This window comes from Bacillus rhizoplanae (genome assembly GCF_917563915.1).
GTDB classification, from domain to species: domain Bacteria; phylum Bacillota; class Bacilli; order Bacillales; family Bacillaceae_G; genus Bacillus_A; species Bacillus_A rhizoplanae.
On record NZ_CAKJTI010000014.1, the window covers coordinates 57,335 to 73,176 of the forward strand.

Annotated in this window: 16 protein-coding genes and 4 tRNA genes; 1 reads left to right on the top strand and 19 read right to left on the bottom strand. The window is 36.8% G+C overall.

Annotation, left to right across the window (positions count from 1 at the left end; translation table 11 throughout):
- Position 1 precedes the first annotated feature (1 nt).
- The 16 genes from walR to LRP84_RS14045 form a co-directional block, all read right to left on the bottom strand.
- On the bottom strand, positions 2–709 hold the full coding sequence (gene walR, locus LRP84_RS13970) for a cell wall metabolism DNA-binding response regulator WalR (RefSeq protein ID WP_230575641.1): 708 nt from the start codon (positions 707–709) through the stop codon (positions 2–4).
- Positions 710–867: 158 nt separating this feature from the next.
- Positions 868–940 (bottom strand) — tRNA-Phe (locus LRP84_RS13975).
- A 43-nt stretch (positions 941–983) separates the two neighbouring features.
- Positions 984–1,059: transfer RNA gene (locus tag LRP84_RS13980), tRNA-Asp, on the bottom strand.
- A gap of 21 nt (positions 1,060–1,080) precedes the next feature.
- Positions 1,081–1,152 (bottom strand) — tRNA-Glu (locus LRP84_RS13985).
- Positions 1,153–1,164: 12 nt separating this feature from the next.
- A tRNA-Lys gene (locus LRP84_RS13990) sits at positions 1,165–1,240 on the bottom strand.
- 163 nt (positions 1,241–1,403) lie between these two features.
- Complete coding sequence (locus LRP84_RS13995) at positions 1,404–2,693, bottom strand: adenylosuccinate synthase (protein ID WP_230575642.1); 1,290 nt, start codon at positions 2,691–2,693, stop codon at positions 1,404–1,406.
- 190 nt (positions 2,694–2,883) lie between these two features.
- Positions 2,884–4,245, bottom strand: coding sequence for a replicative DNA helicase (dnaB, locus tag LRP84_RS14000; protein ID WP_230575643.1), 1,362 nt, complete (start codon positions 4,243–4,245; stop codon positions 2,884–2,886).
- 27 nt (positions 4,246–4,272) lie between these two features.
- Positions 4,273–4,719 (bottom strand): 50S ribosomal protein L9, encoded by a 447-nt coding sequence (rplI, locus tag LRP84_RS14005; RefSeq protein WP_230575644.1) that lies wholly within the window; start codon positions 4,717–4,719, stop codon positions 4,273–4,275.
- Complete coding sequence (locus LRP84_RS14010) at positions 4,716–6,689, bottom strand: DHH family phosphoesterase (RefSeq protein ID WP_230575645.1); 1,974 nt, start codon at positions 6,687–6,689, stop codon at positions 4,716–4,718. Before LRP84_RS14010 ends, rplI begins: the two co-directional genes overlap by 4 nt.
- A 189-nt stretch (positions 6,690–6,878) precedes the next feature.
- On the bottom strand, positions 6,879–7,817 hold the full coding sequence (locus LRP84_RS14015) for a YybS family protein (protein WP_230575646.1): 939 nt from the start codon (positions 7,815–7,817) through the stop codon (positions 6,879–6,881).
- 317 nt (positions 7,818–8,134) lie between these two features.
- A complete protein-coding gene (gene rpsR / locus LRP84_RS14020; protein WP_098310141.1) occupies positions 8,135–8,371 on the bottom strand; it encodes a 30S ribosomal protein S18 in 237 nt (78 codons plus the stop codon).
- Positions 8,372–8,415: 44 nt separating this feature from the next.
- Positions 8,416–8,925, bottom strand: coding sequence for a single-stranded DNA-binding protein (ssb, locus tag LRP84_RS14025; RefSeq protein ID WP_230575647.1), 510 nt, complete (start codon positions 8,923–8,925; stop codon positions 8,416–8,418).
- Positions 8,926–8,955: 30 nt separating this feature from the next.
- Positions 8,956–9,243 (bottom strand): 30S ribosomal protein S6, encoded by a 288-nt coding sequence (gene rpsF / locus LRP84_RS14030; RefSeq protein WP_230575648.1) that lies wholly within the window; start codon positions 9,241–9,243, stop codon positions 8,956–8,958.
- 192 nt (positions 9,244–9,435) lie between these two features.
- Positions 9,436–10,536, bottom strand: a complete 1,101-nt coding sequence (gene ychF / locus LRP84_RS14035) for a redox-regulated ATPase YchF (protein WP_230575649.1) — start codon at positions 10,534–10,536, stop codon at positions 9,436–9,438.
- 208 nt (positions 10,537–10,744) lie between these two features.
- Positions 10,745–10,942, bottom strand: coding sequence for a DUF951 domain-containing protein (locus LRP84_RS14040; protein WP_302850595.1), 198 nt, complete (start codon positions 10,940–10,942; stop codon positions 10,745–10,747).
- 20 nt (positions 10,943–10,962) lie between these two features.
- Positions 10,963–11,844, bottom strand: a complete 882-nt coding sequence (locus LRP84_RS14045; RefSeq protein ID WP_230575650.1) for a mechanosensitive ion channel family protein — start codon at positions 11,842–11,844, stop codon at positions 10,963–10,965.
- Positions 11,845–12,281: 437 nt separating this feature from the next.
- Here LRP84_RS14045 and yyaC point away from each other — a divergent pair, with 437 nt between their 5' ends.
- Positions 12,282–12,878, top strand: coding sequence for a spore protease YyaC (gene yyaC, locus LRP84_RS14050; RefSeq protein WP_230575651.1), 597 nt, complete (start codon positions 12,282–12,284; stop codon positions 12,876–12,878).
- A gap of 18 nt (positions 12,879–12,896) precedes the next feature.
- Here yyaC and LRP84_RS14055 read toward each other — a convergent pair whose 3' ends face one another.
- The 3 genes from LRP84_RS14055 to noc form a co-directional block, all read right to left on the bottom strand.
- Positions 12,897–13,748: a ParB/RepB/Spo0J family partition protein gene (locus LRP84_RS14055; protein ID WP_230575652.1), complete on the bottom strand. Its 852-nt coding sequence runs from the start codon at positions 13,746–13,748 to the stop codon at positions 12,897–12,899.
- The gene (soj, locus tag LRP84_RS14060; protein WP_230575653.1) at positions 13,741–14,502 is read right to left on the bottom strand and encodes a sporulation initiation inhibitor protein Soj; all 762 of its coding nucleotides are present in this window, start codon (positions 14,500–14,502) and stop codon (positions 13,741–13,743) included. Before soj ends, LRP84_RS14055 begins: the two co-directional genes overlap by 8 nt.
- Positions 14,503–14,747: 245 nt before the next feature.
- Entirely contained in the window at positions 14,748–15,596 is an 849-nt protein-coding gene (gene noc / locus LRP84_RS14065; RefSeq protein ID WP_230575654.1) for a nucleoid occlusion protein, read from the bottom strand.
- Positions 15,597–15,842 lie beyond the last annotated feature (246 nt).

The window sequence follows — 15,842 nt, forward strand, 5'->3', positions numbered from 1 at the left end:
ATTACTCCTGCTCTGGATCACGTAAGTAATATCCAACACCGCGTCTTGTTACAATTAAAGTTGGATGACTTGGATTATCTTCAATTTTCTCCCGCAAACGTCGTACCGTTACATCTACTGTACGCACATCACCAAAATAGTCATAACCCCAAACCGTTTGTAATAAATGTTCGCGTGTCATAACTTGTCCTAAATGTTTTGCTAAATAATGAAGTAATTCAAATTCACGATGTGTTAACTCAATACTTTCTTCTCGTTTTGTTACACTATATGCGTTTGGATTAATTACAATTGGACCGATAATCATCTCCGCATTTTCTTCTTTTTCAGCTGTTCCTCCTTGCTGATGACGACGTAAATTCGCTTTTACGCGCGCTAATAACTCACGTGTACTAAACGGCTTTGTTACATAATCATCTGCACCAAGTTCTAACCCAAGCACCTTGTCAATTTCAGAGTCCTTTGCTGTTAGCATAATAATCGGCATTTCATGGTTTTTTCGTATTTCACGACAAACTTCTAAACCGTCTTTTCCCGGTAACATAATATCTAATAAAACCATATCCGGTTGTTCTTCATTTGCTTTTTCAATTGCCTCATCACCATCGTGTGCCATCACAATTTCAAAACCTTCTTTTTCCAAGTTAAACTTCAAAATATCTGCAATTGGCTTCTCATCATCAACGACTAAAATTTTCTTTCCCATCATTTCAGTTTCCTCCTGCATGTTTAATGCTTTCCTTACAGAAAAGCCCCTAGCTTCAACTGCTAGAGGCTCCCTCATTCTATTGTAAAAGAACTACTCTCATTTGTAAAATTGAACAATATAAAAAGGATATTAAGTGGGCCCACCTAATATCCTGAGAGTGGCTCGGGACGGAATCGAACCGCCGACACGAGGATTTTCAGTCCTCTGCTCTACCGACTGAGCTACCGAGCCAAAACATATATATAAAACCACTAATTGTGGTATTAAACAAAAGTGGCGGTCCCGACCGGGGTCGAACCGGCGATCTCCTGCGTGACAGGCAGGCATGTTAACCACTACACCACGGGACCAAAATAATATATAAAAAAAAGTGACCCGTACGGGATTCGAACCCGTGTTACCGCCGTGAAAGGGCGGTGTCTTAACCACTTGACCAACGGGCCACGAAAATAAAATGGTGAGCCATGAAGGACTCGAACCTTCGACCCTCTGATTAAAAGTCAGATGCTCTACCAACTGAGCTAATGGCTCATACTCACCAATGTCATGTTTCGTGACGACAAGACTTATAATATCATAAGATGTTTTATCTTTGCAATACTTTTTTTCATTTTTTTATAAAAACATGAAAAAAGAACTCATTTGAATATGAGTCCTTTCTTCAATATACCGTACTCTTAAGAAAAAAACAAGATTATAGGCCGTATACGTTACGAACAATGTTTGTTTGATTACGGTCTGGACCAACAGAAAACATAGATAATGGGATACCTGTTAATTGAGACACACGCTCTACATAATGTCTTGCATTTTCAGGAAGATCAGCTAATGTTCTTACACCTGTAATATCTTCTGTCCAGCCTGGAAGCTCTTCATATACCGGCTCACATTTTGCTAAAATGTTTAAGTTTGCTGGAACTTCATCAAGAATTTCTCCGTTATATTTATACCCAATACAGATTTTCAAAGTTGGAATACCTGTTAATACGTCGATAGAGTTTAAAGATAAGTCTGTAAGACCACTAACGCGACGAGCATGTCTTACAACAACGCTATCGAACCAACCAACGCGGCGTGGACGACCTGTTGTTGTACCGTATTCACGACCAACTTCACGAATTTGATGACCGATTTCATCATGTAATTCAGTTGGGAATGGACCATCACCAACACGGCTTGTATATGCTTTACATACACCTACAACGCGGTGAATTTTAGAAGGACCAACACCAGAACCAATTGTTACACCACCAGCCACTGGGTTAGAAGATGTAACGAATGGGTACGTACCTTGGTCAATATCAAGCATAACACCTTGTGCACCTTCAAATAATACGCGGCGGCCTTCATCTAATGCATCATTTAAAACAACAGATGTATCACATACGTATTGTGCAATTCTTTGTCCATACTCATAATATTCTTCAAAAATCTCGTCAGCATTGAAGCCTTCTGCATCGTACATTTTTTCAAATAAACGATTTTTTTCCGCAAGGTTGCGCTCCAGCTTTTCTTTAAATGCTTCACGATCTAAAAGGTCTGCCATACGAATACCAACACGAGCTGCTTTATCCATGTATGCAGGGCCGATACCTTTTTTCGTTGTACCAATTTTATTATCACCTTTACGCTCTTCTTCTAACTCATCTTGTTTTAAATGATAAGGTAAAATAACGTGCGCACGGTTGCTGATACGTAAATTATCAGTGCTTACACCACAATCATGTAAATATTTTAATTCCTCAAGTAATGCTTTCGGATCTACTACCATACCGTTTCCGATAACACAAATTTTTTCTTTATAAAAAATACCAGATGGAATTAAGTGCAATTTATACTTAACACCGCCGAAAACGATTGTATGTCCTGCGTTATTTCCACCTTGATATCTTGCAACTACTTCCGCATGTTCAGAAAGAAAATCAGTAATTTTACCTTTTCCTTCATCGCCCCATTGTGTTCCTACAACTACTACTGAAGACATTATTCAAGCACCTCCGCAATTTTCAAACGAACTTTTCAAACAATATAATTGTACCAAAATGCAAAGAGAAGTCAATTTAAAAACGAACATTTTTTTTTCTTTTATCCCTTTCGTTCGTAAGAAATATTTTTCACAAACAAAAAAGAACCACATTTTATTATAAGAAATGTGGTTCCTTTTTATACTCCCATTAGGCTGGCGATACATGCCCCTCATCAAAACGTCGTTCTAAGTTTACGAATTTGTTAAATTCCTTCACAAACGCCAGTTCGACCGAACCTACTGGGCCATTACGCTGCTTAGCAATAATAATTTCAATTGTATTTTTATTTTCTGTTTCTCGGTCATAGTAATCTTCACGATATAAGAATGCTACTATATCAGCATCCTGCTCAATACTTCCTGATTCACGAATATCAGACATCATCGGACGCTTATCTTGACGAGACTCAACACCACGAGAGAGCTGAGATAAGGCAATCACTGGAACTTCTAGTTCACGAGCGAGCCCTTTTAGTGTACGAGAAATTTCTGATACTTCTTGTTGACGGTTTTCACCCGATTTTCCACTACCCTGAATAAGTTGTAAATAATCGATTAAAATCATCCCAAGACCGTGTTCTTGTTTCAAGCGTCGGCATTTTGCTCGAATTTCACTAACGCGAATCCCCGGTGTATCATCAATAAAAATACCTGCATTTGAGAGACTCCCCATCGCCATCGTCAATTTCGCCCAGTCTTCTGAAGTTAAAGATCCTGTACGAAGACGCTGCGCATCAATATTTCCTTCTGCACAAAGCATACGCATAACGAGCTGATCGGATCCCATCTCCAAACTAAAAATCGCAACATTTTCATCCGTTTTCGTGGCAACATTTTGAGCAATGTTTAAAGAAAATGCTGTTTTCCCTACAGATGGACGCGCCGCTACAATAATTAAATCATTACGCTGGAAACCTGCTGTCATACGATCTAACTCTGTGAAACCGGTTGGAATCCCTGTAATTTCACCTTTTTGATTATGCAGTAATTCAATTTTATCGTAAGCTGTCACAAGAACATCTTTAATATTTTGAAATCCTTTTGTGTTCGTACGCTGAGATACTTCTAATATTTTTTTCTCTGCTTCATTTAACAGGCTCTCTACATCATCTTCTCGTTCATAACCATCCGACACAATATGCGTTGCTGTTCGAATAAGCCGGCGCAAAATCGATTTTTCTGCGATAATGCGCGCATAATATCCTACATTGGCAGCTGTCGGTACAGCTTCCGCTAGTTCAGCTAAATAGGAAACACCGCCGATTTCTTCTAACAAATTTTGATTAGCAAGAGCTGCTGTTGCAGTAACTAAATCAATTGGCTCTCCTTTATCAGAAAGATCAAGCATCATTTGATAAATTTTTTGATGTGCCGTTCGATAGAAGTCTTCTGGCATTAGCATTTCCGAAGCTGATGTTAATGCTTCTTGATCGAGAAAAATAGCCCCTAAAACGGCTTGTTCAGCCTCAATATTATGCGGAGGGGTACGATCAGCAAATACGTCACTCATGCGCAAACCTCCTCTTCAATCTTTTGTTTATTGTTCAGTAACATGTACTTTTACTGTCGCCGTCACTTGTGGGTGTAATTTCACAGTAACATTCGTATATCCTAACGCACGAATTGCGTCATCCATCTCAAATTTACGTTTATCGAGTTTAATGTTATGAGCTTTTTGTAAACCATCTACAATTTGTTTACTTGTAATAGAGCCAAATAAACGGCCACCTTCACCTGATTTTGCTTTTAATTCTACCGTTAACTTTTCTAGAGTTCCTTTTAACTCCTTACATTTTTCAAGCTCTAATTCTGCATCTTTTTCTTCCTTGCGTTTTTTCGCATCTAATGTTTTCACATTTGCATTTGTTGCTTCAACTGCAAGACCTTGTTTTAATAAAAAGTTATTCGCATAACCGTCTGGTACATTTTTTACTTCCCCTTTTTTACCTTTACCTTTTACGTCTTTTAGAAAAATTACTTTCACGATTGTGTTCCTCCCTCTAAATACTCAGTTATAACAGATTGTAGTTTTACTTCTGCTTCATCAATCGATATGTCTTGCATCTGCGTTGCGGCATTTGTTAAATGACCGCCCCCGCCTAAATGCTCCATAATAAGCTGTACATTTACCTCTCCTAAAGAACGCCCACTAATACCAATAACAGTTTCACTACGCTGCGCAATTACGAAAGAAGCTACTATTCCTGTCATTGTCAGCAATGTATCAGCCGATTGTGCAATTAATACTTGATCATAAAACCCATCACCATCTACCTTTGCAATCGCAATCCCATTTTTATAAATGTAGGCATTACGGATTGTTTTTGCAATCCGTAAATAATGCTCCATATCCTCTTTTAATAACTTTTGTACTAACACAGTATCTGCACCATGTGAACGAAGATACGAAGCTGCATCAAACGTACGTGCTCCAGTGCGGAATGTAAAGCTCTTTGTATCTACGATAATGCCAGCAAGTAAAGCCGTCGCCTCTAGCATATTCATTTTTAAGCGCTTAGGCTGATATTCCAATAGCTCTGTTACAAGTTCTGCCGTGGAAGACGCATATGGTTCCATATAGACAAGCAATGGGTCTTCAATAAAGTCCTCACCGCGGCGATGATGGTCAATTACAACTACATTTTCAATCTTATCAAGCAACTTTTTTTCCATGACCATGGACGGTTTATGTGTATCCACTACAACAAGAAGCGAATCATCATTCGCAAATTCCAGCGCCTGTTGCGGTGTAATAAAACGCGACCACAATTCACCTTGCTGCTTAACTTCATCCATTAGACGTTTAATTCCTTTATCAGAATCATTTTCATCCAATACGATATATCCTTCTCGTTCATTAAGTTGTGCTACTTTTAAAATACCAATTGCTGCCCCAATCGCATCCATATCCGGTGCTCGGTGCCCCATAATAATAATATTACTGCTTTCTAGCACAAGATCTTTTAAAGCGTGAGAAATAACACGTGCACGTACACGAGTACGTTTTTCCACCGGATTCGTTTTCCCGCCATAAAACTTTACTTTCCCTGTCTCTTGTTTAATTGTCACTTGATCTCCACCTCGTCCAAGTGCCAAATCAAGACCCGATTGCGCCATAGCTCCAAGCTCCGCTAGCGATAAATCACCAGAACCAACACCAATGCTCAATGTAAGAGGAATATTTCGTTTAGACGTTTCTTCACGCACTTGGTCTAAAATATCAAATTTCCCTTTCTCCATTTGCGCTAAAATACTTTCATTTAACACAACGAAAAACCGCTCGGATGAAGCACGTTTCAAATAAGCTCCATGTTTCACAGCCCATTCATTCAACAAAGATGTAACATGGCTTGTAATGTTTGTACGCAATTGATCATCTAGTCCTTGCGTCACTTCATCATAGTTATCTAAATAGATGACAGCGAGTACCGTTCTTTGGTCTTCATACATTTTCTCAATCTCTGTTTGCTCTGTCACATCAAAGAAATAAATTAACTTTTCTTCTTTTCTGGCAAACACGCGAAATTTCCGATTGTTCAAAGATACAATATCATTAGCTGTTTCACCTTTTGTAAATAGAAGTAGGGTCTCTGATAGATCATATAGATGCCATCCAGCTAACGAATGCTGCCCTAAACAGGAAGATAAATATGGGTTTGCCCAGTCGATTCCATAATCCTTATTATATAGTAAAATTCCAATTGGCATTTGATTGAAAGCCTCATTACTTACCTTTTTAACTCTTGTAATCGTATCATTCGTATACTTTTCAAAGCGTTTTTGAAATGCAAGCTCAAATTTAATAGTGAAAAATAAAACGATACAAAAGACGACGAAGGAAATCATACCCATCAACCAATGAAAATAGACGAGAATTGTAATGAGTACAAACGCTAAAAATGCCAACACATAAACAGGATACAAAAACCGCTGTTTCTTATAAAATTCAGGCATATATACAACTCCTATAAAGTGAAACTTCTATCAGTTAGGTCTTCATTCCTCTACTGATATTTAGTCAAATCCACCAGACTTATCCCCCACCTACAGAGTCTTACAGTCCCATTAAGTGCAGGATAAAAGTTTATATTTCTATGTTTCATTACAAAAAAAGGCTTATAAAAAGCACTTTTTTTCAACTACTTATTTTACCTGTACTTTCGACCGTAACGAAAAGCCTAAATCAATTATACCTAAGATTGTCACAAGAGGGAACAAAACTGGTACAAACAAACCTACGACAAAAATTAAAATTGGAATAGCTTTAGTATATCCTTTTGCATTTGTAAAAAAAGTAAGGAACGAAAAACCTTGAAACAACAGTAATAAGGTGAAAATTGTCGATAAATTTAAAACCACCATTTCTAAATATGAGCCTGCTTCTATTTTTGTAAAAGAAGAAAGCAAAATAACAGCGACGTACAACCAAACGATACTCTTAGGAATCTGTATATCACGGAATTTTGGCCAAGATTCCACCGTGTACTTTAATCGTTTTAAGACACGATTAGCAATTAAAATCGTAATCCAAGAATAAAAAAATGACCCCATAGCAAGTAAAGCTGGCGCAAGCAAGCGAAGCATATTCCCTACTTTTTTCAATTCAGCCAGTTGCTCTTCATTTACAGGTGCACCTGCCATTTTCATAAATTTCTCGCTTTGTTCCATCGATTGTTTAAACATGTCTTCCATTTGCTTAATAAAATCGATGTTAAAAAACTTTACGCTGACAGCATACAGCAATACAAAACTCACAAGATATACAAGTGTCCCTACCAATAAAATTTCAATAATACTTTTTTTCTTTTTATACATATGTCCTAATACAATACCTGTTATTCCAAACATAAGTGTGTTCACAATACTAAGAGGTGAACTAACAATAAGTGTTACAAGAATCGCTGCTCCTAATAACATACAAGCACTACTTAATGGGGATCTTATCGTAAAAATAAGAAATGGTAACGGCAATGCAAATATAAATATAGCCCCTAAAATGGGCATATACAGAGAAGCAAGAAGCAAGATAGCATATAAAGCAAGTAAAACTGCTCCTTCTGTAATGAGTCGTGTGCGCTTCATTATCCACACCTTCTTTCTTATAAAGTGAAACTTCCATCAGTGGAGCGGTTTTTCCTCCCCCACTGATGGTTAGTTGAACCAATCGGGCTTTTACGGGCAGTTATCGCCTACCTATCTTCTTCACTTCTCTCTGAATCTTGAGGTGGGGCTTACTGCCCGTTAATGCGGGATAAAGTGAAACTTCCATCAGTGGGATTTCTTCATCTCCGACCGATTTTCTTCCTTCTAAATCTTAAGATGAAGCTCTTAGGAATAAAAAAGAAAAGAATAGCAAAATGCACAGTAGAGTGTCACTCTACTGTGCATTTCATACGTTATTATTCACCAACATATGGTAAAAGTGCCATTTGACGAGCACGTTTGATTGCAACTGTTAATTTGCGTTGGTATTTTGCGCTAGTACCTGTTACACGACGTGGTAAAATTTTACCGCGCTCAGAAACGAAGCGTTTTAGTAAATCTACATCTTTATAGTCGATGTTAGTGATACCGTTAGATGTAAAGAAACATACCTTACGACGTTTCGCACGTCCACCTTTGCGTCCACCTGCCATGTTCATTTCCCTCCATTCTGTTTTGAAATACCCGTTCTATACCATTAAAATGGTAAGTCATCATCTGAAATATCAATCGGTTGACCTACATTTGCAAATGGATCGTCATTTCTAGTAAAGCCGGCATTCTGACCATTATTACCAGATTGACCAAATGGGTTTTGAGAGCCTTGATTTCCGAATCCTGCTCCCGATGGTTGCTGATTGAATGAACCGCGTTGCTCACTACCGCTATTACGCGGTTCTAAAAATTGTACGTTCTCCGCTAGAACTTCTGTTACATATACACGCTTACCATCTTGTCCATCGTAATTACGAGTTTGAAGACGTCCATCTACGCCTGCTAAGCTACCTTTTTTCAAATAATTTGCCACGTTCTCTGCTTGTTTACGCCATATTACACAGTTAATAAAGTCAGCTTCACGCTCACCTTGCTGATTCGTAAATGCGCGATTCACAGCTAACGTGAAAGTAGCTACTGCAACACCATTGGGCGTGTAACGTAAGTCAGGGTCCTTAGTTAAACGACCAACGAGTATAACACGATTCATCAATCGAACCACTCTCCCTATATATCTTAATGATTATTCTTCGTTTTTAACAACGATGTGACGAATGATATCTTCGTTGATCTTAGCTAAACGATCGAATTCTTTAACCGCTTCTGGGTTAGAATTTACGTTTAAGATCATGTAGAAACCATCACGTAAGTCGTTGATTTCGTAAGCTAAACGACGCTTACCCCAATCTTTTGTGTTAATGATTTCTGCACCATTGTCAGTTAAAACGCCTGCAAAACGTTCAACTAAAGCTTTTTGAGCTTCTTCTTCCATGTTTGGACGAATGATGTACATGATTTCGTACTTTTTCATTACACGTTCACCTCCTTTTGGTCTAAACGGCCCAAGTTGGGCAAGGAGCAATTAATTTATAGTAATTACTCACGAGTTTAGATTATATCATAGTAAGTTAGAGGAAGCAACTCACGAAAACATAAAAAACTTGGCAAACCTAATGAATTTGCCAAGTTAAATAATTTATTTTTTTCCTAGGAAATAAATAAATTATACATTAAAGCGGAAGTGCACAACATCTCCGTCTTTCATAACGTATTCTTTTCCTTCTAATCGTACTTTTCCAGCTTCTTTAGCAGCTGTCATAGAACCATGTTCCATTAAATCATCATAAGATACTGTTTCTGCACGAATAAATCCACGTTCAAAATCTGTATGAATGATTCCAGCACATTGCGGTGCTTTCATTCCTGTTTTAAATGTCCAAGCACGTACTTCTTGTACACCTGCTGTGAAATAAGTAGCCAATCCTAATAAATCATACGCCGCACGAATTAATTGATCTAGACCAGATTCCTTAATGCCTAGTTCTTCAAGGAAGACTTTCTTTTCTTCTTCATCTAACTCAGCAATTTCTGATTCAATTTTTGCACAAACAACAATTACTTGAGAGTTTTCTTTTGCAGCAAATTCTTTTACAATTTGTACATATTCATTTTCAGATGGATCCATTACATCATCTTCACCAACGTTTGCTACATATAGCATTTCTTTTATTGTTAATAAGTGAAGACCTTTTACTACTTTCATTTGCTCTTCTGTAAATTCAACTGTACGAGCCGGTTTTCCTTCTTCAAACGCTTCTTTTAAACGGACTAAAATTTCATGTTCAAATGCAGCATCTTTATCTTTTTGCTTCGCTAATTTTGCCACGCGATCAATGCGTTTATCGACAGATTCTAAATCCGCTAAAATAAGTTCTAAGTTGATTGTTTCAATATCTGAAATCGGATCTACTTTACCCGCTACGTGTGTAATATTTTCATCTTCAAAGCAACGAACTACTTGGCAAATTGCATCTACTTGACGAATATGGGATAAGAATTTATTTCCTAATCCTTCACCTTTACTCGCACCTTTTACAATACCTGCAATATCCGTAAATTCAAAGACAGTTGGCACTGTTTTCTTTGGTTCAACAAGTTCAGTTAATTTATTTAAACGATAATCTGGAACTTCTACAATCCCAACGTTTGGATCTATTGTACAGAATGGATAGTTTGCAGATTCTGCCCCTGCTTGTGTAATTGCATTAAATAATGTTGATTTACCTACGTTCGGTAGTCCAACGATACCAGCCGTTAATCCCATATTCTTCACTCCTATGTCTCAATCTTCCATCATTATAGATAGTAACGAATAAAATGACAAGCTTCATAGAGTTTCATAAAATGAAACTCTATGAAGTGGAGAGGGCACTTTATCCCACACTAATTATTAGTTAAACCAATCGAGCTTTTACAGGTAGTAATAGCGAAAAAAAATAAACAGCTGCATCAGCTACTGTTTATTTTTTCATCTATTCTTCATGCTTTATAAGTATTTTCTTCACCTTACGATCAAATTCCCTTCGAGGAATCATTACCGAATGGCCACACCCCTCGCACTTAATACGAATATCCATTCCCATGCGAATAATTTTCCAACGATTTTCACCGCATGGATGAGCTTTCTTCATTTCCACTACATCGTACAAGTTATATTGCTTTTGCTCCACTCTCTAAACTCCTCTCACTGCTAATTTGCCTTTTCACTCATCAGCTCTTCACGGTTATATAGAACCATACGTGGATATGGAATTTCAATACCATGTAAATCAAGACGATTTTTAATTTCTTTACGAAGCGCTCTCGCTACCACAAAATGTTGCATCGGTTCTACTTCAGCTGTAACCCTCAAAACAACTTCTGATGCTGCCAAACTCTGTACACCTAATAATTGCGGACGAGCAACCATTTGCTCATACCTTGTTGGTAATTCATCCAATAACTTTTCAAGAACTTTTTCTGCATGTTCAATATCACTTTCATATGAAATAGATACATCTACAAAGGCAACACTATTACTAACAGAGAAATTTGTTACTTCCTTAATATTTCCATTTGGAATAATATGAATTTCACCTGTCCATTTCTTCATTTTCGTTGTACGTAATCCAATCTCTTGAATAACTCCTTCAAATTGGCCTAAGCGTACATAGTCCCCTACTGAAAATTGATCCTCTAATAAAATAAAGAATCCAGTGATAACATCTTTGACTAAGTTTTGTGCACCAAAACCAACCGCTAAACCAACAACTCCAGCACCGGCCAATAATCCTTTTGTATCAATTCCAAATACCCCTAAAATAGCGATTATTACAATGAAACAGATAACATATGTTAAAATATTTTCTAATAATTTCGCTACTGTCATCGTTCTTCTTTCAGAAATTTGAATTGGTGATTTTGCCTTTATTTTGAAGGCATTACTAATAATTGCTTTACCGATTCGAATAACTGCACTCGAAATAAGCAAAATAAGTGTAATTTGTAGTAAACCGAGACCAATCTTTTCCCATAATCCCGCATCTAATAACCAGCTTGCAAAATTTGTATATAAGTCGTGAAGTCCTTTCATCGCGACCTACCTTTCTATCTCATATTCATTATTTATTGTAACAGAATTTCTCCTATATTTTACGAAAAAAGTTCTTTCATACGCTTTTATTTTCACACTCTATAAGGTATAAAATAACAACTTTTTTTATATACTAGTACTAGTATTCTTTAGGCTACACGACATACTTCACCCGCATTCATATTTTATGAATATTTAGATGCAAAAGTGTACATCTCTTTCTACTCATACTTCATCTTATTACAATAAAGTGCAATCTCCAACCAGTAGGAAGAATTAGGAATATTTTTTCAATTTCTACCTAACATAAAATGAAATCCCCCTCAACGTAAAAGCAATATAATTCTTACCTTCAAAAGAATCTGTAACATGCAATAGTTTTTAGGAAAATCAAATTCATATGAATTTGATAAATTCTATTAAAGGATGGATGCTTCGTGAATATCGGAAGTTTTCGCTTACCTTTTTTTGAAAAAGATTCGGAGCAAGTTATGTATCATGATGCAAATTGCAATCAAACAGTTAGTAGCTTTCTGCTCTCTCATCTCCCAATTGAAAAAGGCTCTCCACTTATTGTACTTTGTATTGGGACAGACCGATCAACTGGTGATGCATTAGGTCCCCTTGTTGGTTCAAAACTACAAGATTATAACATTCAACATTTTCATTTATACGGAACATTAGAATCACCAGTCCACGCTTTAAACTTAGAAGAAACGATTACAGAAATACATAAAACATTTATGGATCCCTTTATTATCGCAATTGATGCGTGTCTAGGAAAATCTCAAAATATTGGTTCCATTACAATCGGAAAAGGACCTAGTAAACCTGGAGCCGCTATGAATAAAAAACTCCCTGCAATTGGTGATATGCATATCCACGGCATTGTAAATTTAAATGGATTTATGGAATTTTTTGTACTGCAAAACACAAGATTAAATCTTGTTATGAACATGGCTACCAGCATTGCGGAAGGTATTATTGAAACAGATAAAAAACTTGCTGTAATGAAAAAAATAAACCATCTATAAGTCAAGATGGTTTATTTTTTACTGTTCTCCTGCTAAAAGTTCTAAAATACGTTGTAAATCACCTTTATTGAAAAATTGAATTTCAATTTTTCCTTTTTCTTGTTTCGTTTCTTTAATTTTCACAGCAGTTCCAAATCGCTCTCGTAACACCGTTTCTTGCTCCTCAAAAAAAATATTTCTTGCTGGTTTTTGTTTCTTTGTTTCACGTGAAACATATTCATTCATCTGCTGAATAATTTGCTCCAGCTGACGGACATTTAATCCTTCTTTTTCAATTCGTTGTAATAAGCTATTAATTTGTGTTTTATCTTTTAAAGCAAGTAATGTTCGTCCATGTCCCATAGAAATCGTTCCATTTGAAATCATCTCTTGTACAAAAGATGGGAGAGACAGTAAGCGAATGTGGTTTGCAATATGTGGCCTGCTTTTTCCAAGCCGCTTTGCTAACTGTTCTTGTGTTACCTTAAGTTGTTCCATCAGCATTTGATACGCTAACGCCTCCTCAATAGGCGTTAAATCTTCACGTTGCAAATTTTCTAGTAGCGCAAGCTCCATCATTTGTTGCTCGTTTAAATCTCGAACAACAACAGGAACTGTTTCGAGATTTGCTTCTTTTGCAGCACGAAATCTCCGTTCTCCTGCAACAATTTCGTATCCTTTAATACTTTTTCGAACGATAAGCGGTTGTAAAATGCCATGTTCTTTAATGGATAATGCTAACTCTTGAATTGCTTCCTTGTGAAAATATTTACGCGGCTGATATGGGTTAGGACGTAATTCGTTTACTTGCAATTCTTGAATTGTTTCTTCCTCTTTCACATCTAAATCTGGAAAAAACGCATTAATTCCTCTTCCTAGTCCTTTAGCCACCTGCAATCACTTCCTTTGCTAAATCTAAATATACTTCCGCCCCCCTCGACTTAGCATCATACATCATAATTGGTTTACCATGACTCGGCGCTTCACTTAAACGTACATTACGCGGAATAATCGAACTGTATACTTTATCTCGGAAATATTTCTTCACTTCATCAATTACTTGTAATCCTAAATTTGTACGAGCGTCCAACATTGTTAGTAAAACACCTTGAATTGCTAAATTTTTATTTAAATGCTTTTGTACAAGGCGAACTGTATTCAACAATTGACTTAACCCCTCTAAGGCGTAATACTCGCATTGAACAGGAATAATAACAGAATCTGCAGCAGTTAATGCGTTAATAGTTAATAAACCCAAAGATGGGGGACAATCAATAATAATATAATCATACTGATCACGAATTGGTTGCAGCGCACGCTGCAGGCGAACTTCCCGGGAAATTGTCGGTACAAGTTCTATTTCAGCTCCTGCTAGCTGAATAGTAGCGGGAAGCACATCTAGATTTTCAGTTGCTGTTCTCTGTATAACCGTACGAACATCCGTATCTTCTACAAGCACATTATAAATACATTCATTTAAATCTGATTTTTCAATTCCGACTCCTGTCGTTGCATTCCCTTGTGCATCAATATCAACAAGAAGTACTTTTTTTCCTACTTGTGCCAATCCAGCTCCTAAATTTACCGATGTCGTTGTTTTTCCAACCCCACCTTTTTGATTAGCAATGGCAATGATTTTCCCCATGATGTCACCTACTTTCAACCTTTCTGTCTTATTCTACAAATGATTGTTTTTATTTTAACATGAAACAATCGTGTTTCTTTTGTTTCTGTATATTAAACTTCAAAATTTATTTACAAACTCCTTCTTAATTTTAAAAGAAAATATAGTACTTATAAAGTGAAAGTTCCATCATTAGAGTCTTACTAGCTATTAATAAGTGACAAAATAAAAAGACCTCAACCGACGGTTGAGGTCTTTCTATTCTCTTATTTTTTTTTGGGAATTTTAATTGTAATTTGATAGTATTCATCAAATTCTTCTTCTGCCGAATTCACATTCAAACCACTATTCGCAACCATTTGTAAAGATTGACGAATTGTATTCATTGCAATACGCATATCGCGGCTTACTGCTTTTTGCTTTGCTTTTCGTTTCGGCTTCGTTTCTTCTAACAATTTAGCAATTCGATCTTCTGTTTGCTTCACATTAAACTGTTTTTCAATAATTTCTTGTAAAACCTTTAATTGAAGTTCTTCATTTTTAAGCGGAATAAGGGCACGAGCATGACGTTCTGTAATACTCTTCTCTAATAGCGCTTGTTTAACATCTTCTGGCAATTTTAATAATCTTAATTTGTTTGCAATTGTAGATTGCCCTTTACCTAGCCGCTGCGCCAGTGCCTCTTGCGTTAAATTATGTAATTCAATTAGCTTTTGATAAGCAACAGCTTCTTCGATTGCTGTAAGTTCTTCTCGTTGCAAATTTTCAATTAGGGCAACAGAAGCGGTCTCAGTATCATTCAAATTTTTAACAATAGCTGGGACAGTTTCCCATCCTAATTTTGTTGCAGCCCGAAAACGTCTTTCACCAGCAATAATCTCATATTTCTCTTCTTCATACTGGCGAACAACAATCGGTTGAATTAATCCATGCGTATGAATTGTAAGAGCAAGCTCTTCAATACGAGCATCATCAAAAATTGTACGTGGCTGATAGCGATTTGGAACAATTTTTGATAACGAAATTTGCTTTATCTCTTCATGGCTTTCTTCTTGTAGTGCTAATTCAGCCTCTTTCTCTCCAAAGCCAAATAAACGAGAAAACGTGTTTCTCATACATATTCCACCACCTTTGAATCCTATTGAATACTCTATACAAAAACGTTCCATGTGAAACATTTACGTCTTTATCCCGCTCTAACGGACAGTAAGCCCCCGCCTCAATATTGTGAGGAATCCAAAAAGATAGGTGGTGGATAACTGCCTGTAAAAGCCCGATTCGTTCAACTAACCATCAGTAACGATAAACAAACTTACTGATAGAAGCTTCACTTTATATAACTTAATCTTACGTCTAATAAG

Excerpts from the sequence above, each read along its gene's own strand:
- walR (WP_230575641.1), bottom strand. The coding sequence starts at position 709 with ATGATGGGAAAGAAAATTTTAGTCGTTGATGATGAGAAGCCAATTGCA.
- LRP84_RS13995 (WP_230575642.1), bottom strand. The coding sequence starts at position 2,693 with ATGTCTTCAGTAGTAGTTGTAGGAACACAATGGGGCGATGAAGGAAAA.
- dnaB (WP_230575643.1), bottom strand. The coding sequence starts at position 4,245 with ATGAGTGACGTATTTGCTGATCGTACCCCTCCGCATAATATTGAGGCT.
- LRP84_RS14010 (WP_230575645.1), bottom strand. The coding sequence starts at position 6,689 with ATGCCTGAATTTTATAAGAAACAGCGGTTTTTGTATCCTGTTTATGTG.
- LRP84_RS14015 (WP_230575646.1), bottom strand. The coding sequence starts at position 7,817 with ATGAAGCGCACACGACTCATTACAGAAGGAGCAGTTTTACTTGCTTTA.
- rpsR (WP_098310141.1), bottom strand. The coding sequence starts at position 8,371 with ATGGCAGGTGGACGCAAAGGTGGACGTGCGAAACGTCGTAAGGTATGT.
- rpsF (WP_230575648.1), bottom strand. The coding sequence starts at position 9,243 with ATGAAAAAGTACGAAATCATGTACATCATTCGTCCAAACATGGAAGAA.
- ychF (WP_230575649.1), bottom strand. The coding sequence starts at position 10,536 with ATGGGATTAACGGCTGGTATCGTTGGACTACCGAACGTAGGTAAATCA.
- LRP84_RS14045 (WP_230575650.1), bottom strand. The coding sequence starts at position 11,844 with ATGAAAGGACTTCACGACTTATATACAAATTTTGCAAGCTGGTTATTA.
- soj (WP_230575653.1), bottom strand. The coding sequence starts at position 14,502 with ATGGGGAAAATCATTGCCATTGCTAATCAAAAAGGTGGGGTTGGAAAA.
- noc (WP_230575654.1), bottom strand. The coding sequence starts at position 15,596 with ATGAGAAACACGTTTTCTCGTTTATTTGGCTTTGGAGAGAAAGAGGCT.